This is a genomic window from Verrucomicrobiota bacterium, from assembly GCA_021413925.1.
GTDB lineage: Bacteria > Verrucomicrobiota > Verrucomicrobiia > Chthoniobacterales > UBA6821 > UBA6821.
The window spans coordinates 67,716-83,212 of sequence record JAIOPL010000001.1 but is presented as its reverse complement, the minus strand read 5'-3'; the positions used below and the strand labels follow the sequence as shown (position 1 = coordinate 83,212).

Annotated in this window: 14 protein-coding genes; 11 read left to right on the top strand and 3 right to left on the bottom strand. The window is 56.4% G+C overall.

The window, feature by feature from the left end:
* Nucleotides 1-15 precede the first annotated feature (15 nt).
* The 10 genes from K8R57_00415 to K8R57_00370 all read left to right on the top strand — a co-directional run bounded on the left by K8R57_00415 (nt 16) and on the right by K8R57_00370 (nt 8,601).
* Nucleotides 16-1,710: a cbb3-type cytochrome c oxidase subunit I gene (locus K8R57_00415; protein MCE9586763.1), complete on the top strand. Its 1,695-nt coding sequence runs from the start codon at nt 16-18 to the stop codon at nt 1,708-1,710.
* A 58-nt stretch (nt 1,711-1,768) separates the two neighbouring features.
* Nucleotides 1,769-2,731, top strand: a complete 963-nt coding sequence (locus tag K8R57_00410) for a COX15/CtaA family protein (protein ID MCE9586762.1) — start codon at nt 1,769-1,771, stop codon at nt 2,729-2,731.
* Entirely contained in the window at nt 2,728-3,624 is an 897-nt protein-coding gene (gene cyoE / locus K8R57_00405; GenBank protein MCE9586761.1) for a heme o synthase, read from the top strand. The genes K8R57_00410 and cyoE overlap by 4 nt, the downstream gene beginning before the upstream one ends.
* 147 nt (nt 3,625-3,771) lie before the next feature.
* Nucleotides 3,772-4,428, top strand: a complete 657-nt coding sequence (locus K8R57_00400; GenBank protein MCE9586760.1) for a heme-copper oxidase subunit III — start codon at nt 3,772-3,774, stop codon at nt 4,426-4,428.
* A gap of 24 nt (nt 4,429-4,452) precedes the next feature.
* Nucleotides 4,453-5,127, top strand: coding sequence for an SCO family protein (locus K8R57_00395; protein ID MCE9586759.1), 675 nt, complete (start codon nt 4,453-4,455; stop codon nt 5,125-5,127).
* Nucleotides 5,124-5,387: a hypothetical protein gene (locus K8R57_00390; GenBank protein ID MCE9586758.1), complete on the top strand. Its 264-nt coding sequence runs from the start codon at nt 5,124-5,126 to the stop codon at nt 5,385-5,387. The genes K8R57_00395 and K8R57_00390 overlap by 4 nt, the downstream gene beginning before the upstream one ends.
* 18 nt (nt 5,388-5,405) lie before the next feature.
* Nucleotides 5,406-5,843 (top strand): DUF420 domain-containing protein, encoded by a 438-nt coding sequence (locus tag K8R57_00385; protein ID MCE9586757.1) that lies wholly within the window; start codon nt 5,406-5,408, stop codon nt 5,841-5,843.
* Nucleotides 5,819-6,304: a hypothetical protein gene (locus tag K8R57_00380; protein MCE9586756.1), complete on the top strand. Its 486-nt coding sequence runs from the start codon at nt 5,819-5,821 to the stop codon at nt 6,302-6,304. The genes K8R57_00385 and K8R57_00380 overlap by 25 nt, the downstream gene beginning before the upstream one ends.
* A gap of 20 nt (nt 6,305-6,324) precedes the next feature.
* Nucleotides 6,325-8,235 carry an APC family permease gene (locus K8R57_00375; GenBank protein MCE9586755.1) on the top strand — a complete coding sequence of 637 codons (1,911 nt, stop codon included), beginning with the start codon at nt 6,325-6,327 and terminating at the stop codon, nt 8,233-8,235.
* 18 nt (nt 8,236-8,253) lie between these two features.
* Nucleotides 8,254-8,601 carry a VOC family protein gene (locus K8R57_00370; protein ID MCE9586754.1) on the top strand — a complete coding sequence of 116 codons (348 nt, stop codon included), beginning with the start codon at nt 8,254-8,256 and terminating at the stop codon, nt 8,599-8,601.
* Here the strand turns inward: K8R57_00370 and K8R57_00365 are convergent.
* The 3 genes from K8R57_00365 to K8R57_00355 form a co-directional block, all read right to left on the bottom strand.
* Entirely contained in the window at nt 8,598-9,305 is a 708-nt protein-coding gene (locus tag K8R57_00365; protein MCE9586753.1) for a DUF4239 domain-containing protein, read from the bottom strand. The two genes, K8R57_00370 and K8R57_00365, sit on opposite strands and share 4 nt — an antisense overlap.
* Before the next feature lie 223 nt (nt 9,306-9,528).
* A complete protein-coding gene (thiC, locus tag K8R57_00360) occupies nt 9,529-11,517 on the bottom strand; it encodes a phosphomethylpyrimidine synthase ThiC (protein MCE9586752.1) in 1,989 nt (662 codons plus the stop codon).
* 270 nt (nt 11,518-11,787) lie between these two features.
* Complete coding sequence (locus K8R57_00355) at nt 11,788-13,464, bottom strand: alpha-keto acid decarboxylase family protein (protein ID MCE9586751.1); 1,677 nt, start codon at nt 13,462-13,464, stop codon at nt 11,788-11,790.
* Between the two features lie 253 nt (nt 13,465-13,717).
* Here K8R57_00355 and K8R57_00350 point away from each other — a divergent pair, with 253 nt between their 5' ends.
* A complete protein-coding gene (locus K8R57_00350) occupies nt 13,718-15,475 on the top strand; it encodes an STAS domain-containing protein (protein MCE9586750.1) in 1,758 nt (585 codons plus the stop codon).
* Nucleotides 15,476-15,497 lie beyond the last annotated feature (22 nt).

Sequence of the window (15,497 nt, the reverse complement as noted above, 5' to 3'; positions counted from 1 at the left end):
GGGAAGCCCGGCATCATGCACTACCTCTGGAACACCGATCACAAGATGATCGCGCTCCAGTTTCTCTGGTCTGCCTTGATCTTCCTTCTTTTCGGCGGTGCGATGGCCTTGGCGATGCGTTGGCAGTTGGCCTTTCCCGGTCACCCCATTCCGTTGATTGGTAATCTCCTTCCCCATAGTGTCGTGAACGACGAGGGGGCCATTATTCCGAGTGGATACAACGTGCTGGTTACCATGCACGGTACTATTTTGGTCTTCTTTGTGGCGATGCCACTGCTTATCGGTGTCTTCGGAAATTTCCTCATTCCGCTCAAAATCGGGGCCGGTGACATGGCCTTTCCTGCTCTGAACGAGTTGAGCTACTGGCTCTTCGCTCTTTCCGGGGTCATCATGTTGAGCTCCTTCTGGGTGCCAGGAGGCGCTCCAGGCACCGGATGGACCGCCTATGCTCCGCTCAGTAGTGTTGCTGCTTACAACCAGACGCCCATGGGTCAGAGCCTCTGGTGCGCCGCCCTCTTTATCAACGGTCTCTCCTCGATCACCGGAGCGGTCAACTACATCACCACCGTGATCACGATGAGGGCTCCCGGAATGACAATGTTTCGGATGCCGCTTCCCGTCTGGGCGATCTTTCTGACAGCGATCCTACTCATTCTGGCGATCCCCGTTCTTTCGGCGGCGGCGGCCCTGATCATCTTCGATTTAAATTTCGGCACCACTTTCTACCGCCCCTCCGGTTACGGGCAACCTCTTCTCTGGCAGCACCTATTCTGGTTTTTCGGGCACCCCGAGGTTTACATCCTTATCCTGCCTGCGTTCGGCCTCACGTCTGAAATTCTCTCGGTTTTCTCCCGCAAGCCCGTCTTCGGCTACAAGGCCATGGTCTGGGCAATGATCTCGATCGGCTTCCTCGGATTCATCGTCTGGGGACACCATATGTATGTCAGTGGCATGAACCTCACGTTGAGTGCGGCTTTCTCCGTCTCGACGATGGTCATCGCGGTTCCTAGTGCTATCAAGACCTTCAACTGGATGGGGACGATCTGGCGCGGGTCGATCCACTACACGGTGCCGATGGCATTTGCTGTCTCCTTTGTCTCAATGTTCGTCATCGGCGGCCTCAGCGGCATCTTCATGGCTTCTACGCCTGTGGATCTCTTCGTTCACCATACCTACTTCATCGTCGCCCACTTCCACTACGTCCTCTTCGGAGGTAGCATGTTCGCGATCTTCGCAGCAGTCTATTTTTGGTTCCCAAAGATGTCGGGCAGAATGTTCAATAACACGCTCGGTTGGATCCATTTCTGGATGACCTTCGTCTTCTTTAACCTGACCTTCTTCCCGATGCACAATCTCGGCCTTGGAGGCATGATGCGACGCATTGCCGATCCGACAGTCTACGACTGCCTCAAGCAGCTCCAACCCCTGAATGTTGTCTGCACGATCGGGGCGATGGGCCTCGGACTCGCCACCATTCCCTTTGTCGTGAATATCGTATGGAGCATGTTGAATGGTCCCAAGGCCCCTGCGAATCCCTGGAACTCCACCACCCTGGAGTGGACGGTTTCCCATCCGATCCCTCACGGAAACTTTGCAGTGACGCCGACTGTCTATCACGGTCCCTACGAGTATAGCGTTCCCGGTCTGGCAAGGGATTTCCTGCCTCAGAATGAGAAGGCCCCCGCCCACATCACTTTGGAATCCCACTAGGGTCAGCCTGTGGGAACAGGGGTAACTGTGGCAACGGCTAGGTGCTCTGATCGCTTCGGTGGCTACATTCCTTTTGATTGTTGTGGGAGGCCTTGTCACCTCGAAGGGGGCCGGCATGTCGGTTCCGGACTGGCCGACCACCTACGGGTACAACATGTTCCTCTTTCCTTACTCAAAGTGGGTAGGAGGTATCTTCTGGGAGCACTCGCATCGGTTGCTGGCGAGTGGAATCGGCCTGATCACACTGGTGCTTGCCGGCGTAACCTTTTGGAAGGAACAACGAACCTGGGTGAAATGGCTGGCCGTGGCGGCCGTGATCGGCGTGATAGCACAGGGCGTGCTCGGTGGTCTCCGCGTGACCCTCTACAAGGACCAGATCGGCATCTTCCATGCGGCGCTTGCCCAGAGTTTCTTCGGCCTGCTGCTGGTGATCACCGCCGTGACGGGGAGGGGATTCCGTTCGGGAGTCTGGTTTGCCGACAGCGCGGCAGCCTCCCTTCGTTGGCTCGTGCTAGCCGGCCTTGTGCTGACCTATTTCCAGCTGGGTATCGCCGCGACCATCCGCCACCAACACGCTCCGCTTGCGATCCGTGATTTCCCAGCCGCCTACGGCACGCTTATTCCTGATACCTCGGAGGGCGCCCTGACGCGCATCAACAAAGAGAGGGCCAATGACAAGATAGCTCCTGTTTCTGTCGCTCAAATCCACTTGCAGTTGACCCACCGTGCCGGAGCCTTTGTGCTGTTGCTTATCGTGATCGCCACCGCCGCGCTGGCCGTGGCCCGGACGCCTCTAGGACATTGGCTCCGCGTTTGGAGTCTTCTCTGGGTGGGCGCTATACTGCTTCAGATCCTGCTTGGGGCTGTGACAATCTGGACGAATAAGGCGGCTGATGTCGCCACCTCCCACATGGCGCTCGGGGCGCTGCTGACAGCCTTCGGTATTCTCTTCACCTTCCGGCTCTTCTGCGCCGGTTCGGAATCCCCCGGTACATCTCACTCTCGGGAGGCACTCTCATGAGCGCTTCCGAGGGAACCGTGAAATCCGAGGTCAAGGTGGGACTTCTCTCCAATCTGAGCGAGCTTTCAAAGGCGCGTCTCTCCTTCCTGGTCCTGATGACCACTCTGGTCGGATTTCTGCTCGGATGGAGGGGCCCGATGGATTACACGCTGCTTGTAGCCACGCTACTCGGTACGGCCCTGAGTGCCGCCGGAGCCTCGGCCCTCAACCAGTGGCTGGAGCGTGATCTCGATGCACTGATGCCAAGGACCTCGGACCGTCCCTTGCCTGCCCGCAGGATGCACCCTTCCGACGCCCTACTCTTCGGTTTGCTCTGCAGTGGTTGCGGGGTTGCGATCCTTGCCTTCTTCGCCAATCCCTTGACCGCGTTGCTGGCGGGATTAACTATTCTCATTTACGCCGCCCTCTACACCCCGCTCAAGCGTTTCACGGAGCTGAATACCCTTGTCGGGGCCATCCCCGGGGCGCTTCCTCCATTGCTGGGATGGACCGCCGCTACAGATCACCTAGGTCTGGGTGGATGGGTCCTCTTTCTAATCCTCTGGTTCTGGCAGATGCCTCACTTCCTGGCCATCGCCTGGCTCTATCGTGACCAGTATGCGGCGGCCGGATTCAAGATGCTCAGCACTCGCGACCCAGATGGATGGTCCACGGCGTGGCAGGCCCTCATCTATTCCGTGGCTCTTCTAGGCGTCTCACTCCTGCCGGGTATCCTCGGGATGGCCTCCCCCTACTATTTCTTTGCAGCACTGGCCCTTGGTGCCGCAATGATTTATCTCTCAGTGGCTTTTATCAGGAACAGGACCAACGCTTCGGCTCGCCGTCTTTTCTTCGCCTCGATCATCTACCTCCCGCTGTTGCTTGGGGTGCTGATCGCCTTCGCTCGCCAATAACCGATCTTTCCATGACTACGCCTCGTCAACGCAAAACCCAGTTCGCAATTCTTGCGGGTCTGGTCATTTTTGCGCTCGCCCTCTGCGGGCTCGTCGTGTTCATGATGTTACGTCGCGGTCCAGCCGTGGCCTACTGAAGCTTTACCGATGAATAACGCAGCCTATAACGACTCCGCCCTCTTTCACGCGCCCATGGTCGCGTCTGTTTCCGAGCATGACCATCATGCAGCTCCGCCTACCGCACCCGCGACCTGCAAGCTGGGCATGTGCATTTTCCTTTGCTCTGAGGCAATGCTCTTCGGCGGACTAATCGCAACCTATCTCGTGCTTCGGCAGGCGGCTGGTTCTTGGCCGCCGAATTTCGGTGATGGTATCGAGCTTCCTCCGATGCCAAAGCTCCTGACCGGCATCAATACGGTGATCCTAGTCTCCAGTTCCTTTGTCTATCACTTTGCCGAAGTGGCGGTAAAAAAAGGGAAATCAGGTGCAGGATGGATGCTCCTCTCCGCGCTGATGGGAGCAACGTTTGTCGGCATCCAGTGTATCGAGTGGACGGAGCTCTACCATGAGGGCCTCTGGTTCAACAAAGGCGGTGTCTACGGCTCCACTTTCTTCACGCTCACGGGATTCCACGGCGCCCATGTCTGCATTGGCGTCCTCCTGATCCTCTGGTGCTTTTTCCTTCAGGTGACCAAGGGGACCTTCACGGCAAAGCGTCATGTCGCCCTCGAAAACGTGGGCCTCTACTGGCACTTCGTGGACGTGGTCTGGGTTCTCCTCTACACGATTCTCTATCTCATCTGATTTTCAGACATCATTGGGAGCCTTGTGACAGAGAAGTCAACGAACGAGGGGGGATCTTCTCCCAAGAGGCTTCCCTTTCTGGCATGGGTCATCGCGTTTTTGGTGGCCGGCCTCCTGATTGCTGGAGCAAACCGACTCTTCCGGGGCTCCGAGAGGAAGACGACCGATGAGAATTCAGTGATCGGCACTGTTCCCGACTTTCGGTTCACGACCCAGGATGGAAGCACCCTCTCGAAGGCCGACCTGCTTGGGAAAGTGTGGGTGGTCGATTTCTTTTTCACCCGCTGTCCCGGCCCCTGCCCCGTGATGTCCTCAAGGATGGCTGAAATCTCCAAGGAACTCAAAAAGGCCAAGGATGTGCGACTGGTCTCCGTTTCCATTGATCCAGAAAACGACACTCCCTCTGTCCTCTCGGCGTATGCCAAGCGTCTGAATGCCGACCCGAGCCGATGGAGCTTCCTGACCGGACCGAAAAAAGAGATCGATGCGTTCACCACCAAGGGGATGCTTCAGGTCCTGGCCACCGATCCGGCCGGTGTTCCTACCCATTCGACCCGCTTTCTGGTTGTGGATAGGGAAGGAAAGATCCGTTCCGCGCGGAAGTTGGAGGAGCCGGAGTTGGTGCAAAAGCTTTTGATCGACATCGGAAGTCTCCTGCGTGAACCTAAAGCTGTTCAGTCCACACCATCAGTGCCATGAAGTTCTTGAAGCCTTCCCTTGCTCTGTCGGCCCTTTTCCTGGCCGTTCAAAGTGCTGTTGCCTGTCCAGACTGTGCCCTGAAGAGCTCCGGCGGCCTCATTGAACCGCTGACCATGACGTCCAAGATGGCCTTTTCCTCCAGCACCCTGCTCCTGCTGGGCGTTTTCTTTTCCGTGGTGAGCTTCATGATCTGGATCATGGTCAAGACCTGCCGAGAGTTGAATCAGGAGCGGCCCCTCTCCTCCTCACCGAACAGCTGAGGAGATATTGAGGCAGGCATGAAGGTTACCGATCTCCCGGCAGTTAACGCCACCCTCAACGGGATCAGCACCCTGCTGATCACCACCGGATGGATCATGATCAAGACGGAGCGCAAGTGCTTCCACGCGCTCTGCATGCTTGGTGCGATTCTGACCTCAGCCGCCTTTCTGGCCTGTTATCTGGTCTACCACTTCCTGAAGGCGGGCCATGTCACCTACTTCACCTATCCGGGGTGGCCCAAGGCCCTCTATCTCTTGATTCTTGGCACCCACACCCCCCTTGCCATCGTCGTGGTCCCGATGATCATCCTCACCATCATCCCGGCTCTTCGTCAGCGCTTTGATGCCCATAAGAGGATTGCACGCTGGACCCTCCCTATCTGGCTCTATGTTTCGGTTACGGGTGTGCTCGTTTACTTCATGCTCTACGTATGGTTTCCCTCCGCGAAGATCTAACCGGCACGAATTCCCCTCCGCCCGGTTCGGGGATCGAGCGGGCCGGTATGCTGGACGCCTTTGCCCACGACACCCGCGAGGATGTCCTGGTGCTTGCGATGTTCGAGACCCGTTCCTGGGAGCATGGAGAGCGACAACTCTTCCAACTCCAGGAAAAGCTGAATGCCTATGTCTCCTTCATCCTGGACGGCGAGATGAAGGAAAATTTTCCCCATCTTCAGGGAAAACCCGTGCGGATCGAACTCCGTACTTCCGAGGAACCTTCCGAGAAAGCAATGGGCTTCCTTGGACGGGCCCGCGACCAACTGGCACTCCAGCAGATCAGCCTTGAGGTTGTCGTGATCGGCGAGGTGGCTGCAGACAGCGGGGGTTGCTGCGGAGGAAATGTGGAGACAGGGTGCTGCGGCAGCTCTCAGGTTGTTGAGCAGCAGGCTCATGGTTCCTGCGGGTGCGCCCATTAATTTCGCCATCTTTTCATCCCATGCTCGAATCCAACACAACGACGCGGCCCCGCAATGTCGATTGGAAGAGGGCAGCCGCGATCCTCTACGGCGACTGGGGCACCAGCAAGGCCTATGTCATCGGTCTGGCCTTTGCGGTAGCGGGTTACAGCTCACCATGGCTCATAGGAGCCATGTGTCTGCTCACGGCGCTTGTGGGCGTCAATTACATGGTCATCTGCCGGCATTATCCGAACGGCGGCGGTGTCTACGCCAGCGTCCGGCATCGCTCCGAGATCATCTCGATCGTGGGCGCATTTCTGCTGATTGCCGACTATATCGTAACGGCAGCTGTCAGCGCCCTCTCCGCTTTCCTATATCTTGGAGTGCCTCACCCCGAGATGTTTGCCGCCGGCTCCATCGCGATTATCGGAGCATTGAATTACTTTGGCCCCAAGCATACCGGTGGTGCCGCTATCCTTGTTGCTATTCCCACGGTCATCGTGGTTGGTCTGCTCGGTCTCCTAGCTATTCCCCATCTGGGAGACGCAGTGATTCACACGCAACCTCTTCACGGCGGTTTTCCTCATAATTGGAATGCCTTCGTAGCTATTGTTTTGGCGCTTTCAGGTGTCGAGGCGATCGCCAACTCGACGGGTGTGATGAAGCTCAATCCGGGTAGCACGCTTGAAAAGCCGAATGTTTCCAAGACCGCCAACAAAGCCATTATCGTCGTAATGCTGGAGGTCTGTCTCTTCACGGCCCTTTTGGGTCTCGCCATGGCGGCGCTTCCGGGAATGGTTGTCGTCAATGGTGATGTCAATGCCCCCGGTGCCGAGGGGGTTCGCGACTACATGCTCCGCTACATGGCACAGATTTTTGCAGGCAACCTCTTTGGGCCTGTCCTCGGACACATCGCGGCCTGGACTGTCAGCATCGTTTTCGGTGTCCTTCTGCTAAGTGCCGTGAACACGGCGATCGTGGCGCTGAGCGGAATTTCCTTCTTGATGGCCCGCGACCAGGAGATGCCGCCGATCTTTGCAAAGCTGAACTCCTTCGGCGTCCCGAATGCCGGCCTTTTCTTCGCCGTTCTTGTGCCTGCAGGTCTGGTCATCGCTGTCAGCGACATGTCGGGTCTTGCCGATCTCTATGCGGTAGGCGTGGTGGGAGCCATTGCGGTGAACCTTGGAGCAACCAGCACGGATTGGAAGCTTGCGCTGAAAAATCACGAGCGCGCCCTCATGTTCGTGACCTTTGTGATCATGGCAGTGATTGAGATCTCCCTCTTCATCGACAAGCCGAATGCCAGGATCTTTGCCTTCACGGTGTTGGCCATTGGTCTGGTGCTTCGTGGGCTTGCCAAGGAAAGCTCGGAACGAAAAGCGAAGGCAGCCCAGGAGGCGGCCCTTCAGGCGGCCGTTCTTGCCATGGAGAGTGGCGGCAAGACTTCCATGCCAACAATAGCCAGCGAGCCTGCTAATGCATCGTTGCCGGAAATTCCCACTGCCCCTGGAACGGCCACTGCACCGGTACCTGTTCCGAAAGTCTACAACGGCCCCATCCTCGTTGCAGTCAGAGGTAAGGGGCGCACTCTCGATTTTGCTGTCAAGGAAGCCGCAGAAAACGGCCAGCCCCTCTATGTTCTTTTCGTTCGTGAGCAGCCGGTCATAGCGCCGGGTGACCGGCGCAGGAAATGGACTGAGGACAAGCAGGCCCGTGAGACCTTTGAGTCACTCAGGGACAAGGGGCTCGGTGAGACGATCATCCCTTGCTATGCCGTCAGCGATGCTCCGGCTCATACCATCGCCGATCTTGCCTCCACGATCGGAGCGGAGCGGGTCCTGCTCGGCGCTCCCCAGCGGAACACCCTGCTGCACGTGCTGAGGGGAAATATCATCCGCGAGGTGGCATCGCTTCTGCCGGATGACATTTATCTTCTGGTCTGCGTGTAAGCTTTCTAGGGCCAACCCATGATTGTCGAACGTCTCAAATACATCATCTGGGCTGCGGACACGGCCCGCGCGGTGAAGTTCTATACCACCGTCTTCGGTGCGAAAGTGATTCGAGAGAATCCAGCGGTGACCGATATCGAAGTCTGCAACGGCATCATCGGCGTCCATGGCGGCGGCGAGGGAAAGCGCACGTGGACCGGCATGAGTTTCCAAGTGGCTGATGTGATCGCTGGTGCTGCTGAGATCGTTGCGGCGGGTGGTCAGTTGCTTCGTGAACCACAACCGGAGAATGGGGAACCGCCTCACCTGGCGATGTGTGCGGATACCGAGGGGAATGAGATTATGCTCTCCCGCAAGAGAGGCTAATTCATCTCGACGCGCTGGAAGGGTTCAGACGAAATCGTTGTCCCTCCTATGAATGGAAAATCCAGATCAATGATGATGTAAAAGGTCATGCAGATCACCCCAGTTAGCAGGATAGTCAGAATGGCTTGAAGCCAGAAGTTTTGTGCCTCAAAGAGATAAGAAAGGCCGATGGTGGCAACGGCGCCAACTAGAAGAACCAACCAAAGAACCGAAGGGAGGTTGGATGATGAGTCATCAATGCGCGATGCTCTCAAGCTAGCAATGGTAGTAATATAGTGGATAGACGTGCGTAAAAACTCCTTTTCCTGATCATTGCCGGGATTGAAACGCAGGTAGTCCTCGATAATCTTCTTCTGTAATTGGGAGGTTTTCGGACTGGCATCGCCCTTTTCTAAGCACTTCCACTCATCATTCACCACGGAGTCGCGATAATTTCGCAGGAGTTGTTGCAGTTCTCCCTGAGTCGGTTGAGGAAATGCCTTGGTGACGAAATAGAGATCACGGAGATACCGAGCTTCCTGGACGACATTGGTGGATGTTGTGGAATATGCCTGCCAGGTCGCGGTGAAGACGAAGGCTAGAAAAATTCCATAGACAGTTCCAAGCGTGCTGAAAAACGGCCCTGTGACGTCATGACTCTGCTTGAGAAAACGGAAGGGAACTACTTTTCTGAAAAGATAGAGTCCTAGAAGTGAGATCAGCATTGGCGGAAGCACACACAAAGACAATAACTCCAACGGCGAAAGAGAGAAGCAGAGTGACTGCTCCAGGGAGATGGTGGCTATTATGAAAACCATTAAGCCTTCGCGTAGAGTTCCGCGCCTTTCTCAGCGAATTGATTCGCCTGTGCCGACAGGCTCTGCCTACGGCCTTTCGCTTTACTAAAGTCTTTCTCGCTCGCTGCCCGGCGGCTTGAGCTTTCGATTTTCATGCTTTTGCAAAAACATTCGACCCCGATTCTACAAATTCGCGGGCTTTCTCCTCCATGCCCTTTTTGAGGGCTGCTTCTTCGGAGAGGTTTTGGGCGGCAGCATATTGGCGGACGTCTTCCGAAATCTTCATGGAGCAGAAGTGAGGGCCGCACATGGAGCAGAAGTGGGCTGATTTGGCTCCTTCTTGCGGGAGGGTCTCGTCATGGAACTCACGCGCGGTAATCGGATCGAGGCCGAGGTTGAACTGATCCTCCCAGCGGAACTCAAAGCGGGCCTTGGAGAGGGCATTGTCGCGGTACTGGGCGCCGGGATGACCCTTTGCGAGATCGGCGGCGTGGGCGGCGATCTTGTAGGTGATGACTCCATCCTTCACATCCTTCTTGTTCGGCAGGCCGAGGTGCTCTTTTGGCGTGACGTAGCAGAGCATGGCACAGCCATACCAGCCGATCATGGCGGCACCGATGCCGCTGGTGATGTGGTCGTAGCCGGGGGCGATGTCGGTGGTGAGGGGGCCGAGTGTGTAGAAGGGGGCCTCGTGACACCATTCGAGTTGCTTCGCCATGTTCTCTTCGATCATGTGCATCGGGACATGGCCGGGGCCCTCGTTCATGACCTGGACTCCCTTGGCCCAGGCGCGTTCGGTGAGTTCGCCCTGCACCTTGAGCTCGCCGAACTGCGCCTCGTCGTTGGCGTCGGCCACGGAGCCGGGACGGAGTCCGTCTCCGATCGAGAAGCTGACATCGTAGGCGGCCCTGATGTCGCAGATGTCGTCCCAGTGGGTGTAGAGGAAGTTCTCTTTGTGATGGGCGAGACACCACTTGGCCATGATCGATCCGCCGCGGCTGACGATGCCGGTCATGCGCTTGGCGGTGAGCGGGACGAAGCGCAGGAGAACTCCGGCGTGAATCGTGAAGTAATCGACTCCCTGCTCGGCCTGCTCGATCAAGGTGTCGCGGAAGATCTCCCAGGTCAGATCCTCGGCCTTGCCGTTCACTTTCTCCAGGGCTTGGTAGATCGGGACGGTGCCGATCGGAACGGGGGAGTTCCGCAGGATCCATTCGCGGGTAGCATGAATGTTCTTTCCGGTGGAGAGATCCATGACGGTGTCGGCCCCCCACTTGGTGGCCCAACGCATCTTCTCGACCTCTTCCTCGATGGAGGAGGCTACGGCGCTATTGCCGATATTCGCATTGATCTTCACCAGGAAGTTGCGGCCGATGATCATCGGCTCAAGCTCGGGATGATTGATGTTTGCTGGGATGATAGCTCTTCCAGCAGCCACCTCGGAGCGGACGAACTCGGGCGTGATCTCAGCTGGAATACGCTGAGGGAAGCGGATGAAGATGGAGGGGGTGTAGGGGCTCTCCGGAAGCTGGCCGGATCCGGAGTGCTGCTTGCCGAGTTCGTTGCGCACGATGTCGCCTGAGAGATCGGAGAGAGTTGTCTGCTGGGCGCGGCCCATGTTTTCGCGGATGGCGATGAACTCCATCTCCGGGGTGATGATCCCCTGGCGTGCGTACCAGAGCTGGGTGACGGGATGGCCTGCGGAAGCGCGGAGTGGCTTGCGCTTGCTGCCGGTGAGACCTGGGAACTCAATCAGTCGATTTCGTTCGGAGGAGCTGGCGTACTCGGCATGCTTGCCTGAGAGGTAGCCGTTATCCATTGGTTGGACTTCACGACCCTCGTAGGATGCGACATCCCTACGCTTCTCGATCCATGAAGACCGGAGCGACGGAAGTCCCTCCGAGGAGTCGCCCTCGAACTCGGGATCTCCCCAGGGGCCGCTGCAGTCATAGACGCGGACGGGAGCGTTCGGCTCCAGTTCACCGGAGAAGTTCTTGGTCGGTGAGAGCGTGATCTCGCGCATCGGGACGCGCAACTCCGTGTGGATGGCTCCTTCCACATAGACGCGGCTACTGGCTGGAAGGGCGTCGGTGCTCTGCGGTTCGTCGGATGCGGTGAGGGATTCGTTGGGAGCAATCATTGGAAGAGGAGTTTAGGCTGTAGGCTATTAGACTGATAGGGAGGAGAAGGAAAAAAGGGATGGGTGAAGGAAAATAAAGAGCCACGCGTGGTTCACACGGCGTGGCCTGAGTCTTCTCCCTCGCACGGCATTACTCGTGTCAGGTTCAAAGGGTCGTTCGGTATATTCCGAACCTCTCAGCCAACCGGCTCCCCCGCATGTGTTGTCCACTAAGCATAGGCTGCCTAATGGACGGGTCAACGGGGGAGTGCGGCCTTAGAAGACTTTCTCTTAGCCTACCGGAGGAACTCGGAGTTTATAGTCTCTATCGATGTCGACTTCTGAGATCGGTTGGCTCTCGGATTCTGGAATCAGAACTTGGATATAGGCCGCCCCATCGTGATTCTGGATCTTCTCCAGGATATCCTCCAGCTCAGCTACCGTTCCCACTTTAGCGGTGAGCCAACCCTTGCAGCCAAAGGCTTCAGGGAGCAGATGGTAGTTCAGCTTTGCCAGATCATCATAAACATGGCCTCGCGCACTGAGAACGTCCTCAACTCCGAAGATATCATTGTTGAGGACAAAGATGATTGGTTTCACACCATAACGCCCCATCACTCCCAGTTCATTCAGGGTGAGTTGATGGGAGCCATCACCTGTAACCATCCAAGTGCGACCGGTTTTTTTGGCCATGGAAACACCCAGGGTGGCTGGAGTGGCCCAGCCGATTGATCCCCAGAGACCCGATTCCTCCGCTCCGACACCCTGCGGCAGAATCATGCCGTTGAGGTGGAACATGCAGGTGCCGGTCTCGATGACCAGCGTGTCGCCCGACTTCAAGCTGCGTTGGAGGCGGGGATAGAAGGCAGCGGATGAGAGCGTGTCCGATCCGTTTCCTTTGAGTGGTAAAAGATCCTTATAAGTTGCGATCGTCTCATTGCGGCTGGGAACCCTCGCCAGGAGGGCCTTGAGCAGATCGTCAATAGCGACATTCATGAAGACCTTGGTGCCAAGTCGCACCCAGTTGTCGTGAATAGAAAGCAGGCGTGATGTGTCGAGATTTTCAGACCAGAGGCCGGTGTTTAGTTCGGTCGGAATCATGCCTCCGATATCAAGGACGACATCGGCTCCTTCGACCGTTTCTTTGACAGAGGAGGGAACGGAAAAATTACCGTTATAAAGTCCGATATACTGAGGCAGGGACTCGTCCATCGTTCCTTTATCGTAGGAGGCGATGGCTGTTGGTAGGTTCGCCTTCTTGACGATCTCTAGTGCAAGATCATTCACCCCGTAACGCGAGGTGAGATTAGTGACTAGCGCGACCGGATTTTTGGCCTTTTCAAGTCGCGAGACAATGGACGCAACTGCTGCCTCGAGTTCCTCAGGGACGCTTTGCTGGCGCTTGATTTCAGCCAACGGTTTGCCTGTGACGGGGGTGCCTACCAAGGGGGAGTAACCGGAGAGTTCCGAGATAGCGATATAGGCTGGCATGCTCTGCCGCAGCGCCTCTCGGATCACTCGCTCGAGTTCGTCAATGCAATTGGCAGGGGTGAGAACGGCGGTAACGCAAGCAGCAGCCCCGGAAAGAGGTAGGAAGCGATCATAGTTGTTATCCCCGAGGTTGTGGTGCGTCAGAAGCCACTGTTTCTGGATGCGCTCACTGGGCATCCCCACGAGGTGAAAGACCGGTAGTCTATAGGCCTTGCTACCCATCACACCGTTGATCGCGGAGAGTTCGCCCACGCCGTAAGTCGTGGTAAGGATCGCTGCCCCGCGGACACGGGCATAGCCGTCGGCAGCATACGCGGCGTTCAGTTCATTCGCGCAAACAACCCACTCAAGGCCGGAAACCTGCTCAACAGCATCATCGATTGAGAAGGCGTAGTCCCCGGGGACGCCGAACACTTTGTCGATTCCGAGTTGGGAGAGCCGCGTGAGGACGTATTCTGCAACAGTTGGTGTTGTCATGGGTGGGGTAGATTTAAACACTTGAGAGAAGTTGCCAAAGCCTGAGTCTTCTCCCTGACCTGTGTCAGGTTCAAAGGGTCGTCCGTTCTGTCCCGGACCTCTCAGCCAGCTGGCTCCCCCGCATGTGGAATATCAATTCAGAATAAGCGACTCCCGTCCCGGGTCAACGCCCAACAATGAGGGAAAGCCGATCATCCTCAGCCAAAAGAGCGTTGCTATGCTGACGGCGTTAATTATTAATCTCCGAATCGGTATGAACCTAGCCCACTTTGCCGATTTCTGCGCCGCTTGGAGAAGCAGTATCCACGAGGGACTCTCTGCCAACCGCTTATTCCGCGATACCATCGCCGGGATCGTTGTCGGCGCGATCTCGCTTCCGCTTTCGATGGCATTTGCCATCTCCTCGGGCATGTCGCCGCAGTCGGGACTTTACACGGCAATTGTGGGCGGCCTTGTGGCTGGAATTTTTGGGGGTTCAAAATACCAGATCTCGGGTCCGACCGCCGCCTTCATTGTCATCCTGATTCCGATCGTGAGGGATTTTGGACCTGCCGGATTGATGATCACGACCGCCTTCGCGGGCTTGATTCTGCTTCTCTTGGGTCTCTTGAAGCTTGGGAAGCTGATTGATTTTATCTCCTTCCCCGTCATTGCGGGCTTCACCCTTGGGATCGCAATCTCGGTGATCATCCTTCAACTCCGGAGTTTTTCCGGCGTTATTGCGCCTCCCACCAACTCGATCGTCAGCGAGTTCAACACCGTTTTGAGCCACTGGCACTCTTGCAACGTTGCCGATATGGTTCTGGGGACGTTCACGCTCGTCGCGCTCTTTGGTTGGTCCTATTTTTTCAAGAATATCCCTGCGGCACTGGTCGTTCTGCCCATTTCCTGCGTGCTCGGAGTGATTCTTCCGACCTGGGAGCCCTCCCTTCATTTTGATACGATTGAAAACCATTTTTCCATCGTGGCTAACGGGAAGATTTTCCACGGAATCCCGCCGATTCCGCCACAATTTGAGCTTCCCTGGATGCTTCATGACGGAATGCATCTCCTGGACTCCTTTGCCGGATTCATGAGCCTTTTCAAGGGAGCCTTCGCTATCGCCGTGCTCTGCGCAATCGAGACTCTTGTTACCGCCGTCTGCGGTGACAGGTTGACGTCGACACGAAACAATCCCAACGGCGAATTGATCGGCCACGGTCTCGCGAACATGATATCGCCGTTTTTTGGGGGCTTCAGCGTCTCCGGTGCCATTCCGAGGACGGCTGCCAATATCCAGGCCGGAGGAACCAGCCCCTGGGCTTCGGTGATGCATTCCGTTTTTCTTCTGGCCTCGATCCTTCTATTCTCCCGTTATCTCGGCTATCTGCCGCTTTCAGCCATGGCTGCGTTGTTGATCTATGTTGCCTATTTCATGAGTGATCTAAGAGGTTGCGTCGATATCGTGCGCACGGCCGAAAGGGAGGAATGGTTGACCCTTCTCCTTTGCGCGGTACTGACCATCCTCTTTGACATGGTCACCGCCATCGCAGTTGGGGTCATTGTCACCTCCATTCTCTTCATGTACCGCATGTCAGAGATATCCGCGACTAAGGAAGGGGTTGATGAACCTATCAATGATCAGGAAGCCGAAAAGAATACCGCTCCGATTACGGTGCCCGATGGGATTCTCTACTTTAAGGTCAACGGCGCCTTGTTTTTCGGTTCAGCGAGCCGGTTGACTTCCGAAATTCATCCGGAGGAGGGAGGTAAGTATGCAGTTATCGACCTCTCCGATGTGCCACTGATCGATTCCACCGGCATCTCCCAACTCGTGATGACCGTGAAGCAGTTGCTCGCCAGTGGATTGATTGTCTCCCTTACTGGCCTTCAACCGATCCCGAGATCGGCACTCCGGGCCGCGAAATTAGGCGTCGCGTTCCCTGAGGTCCGGGTTTTCAGAACCAATGCGGAAGCCTTCAGGGTTCTTCTGACACCCGTTAGCAAAATTCTGCCGCTGGGACATATCTGAGGATTTCTGCTGTTCCTCCCAT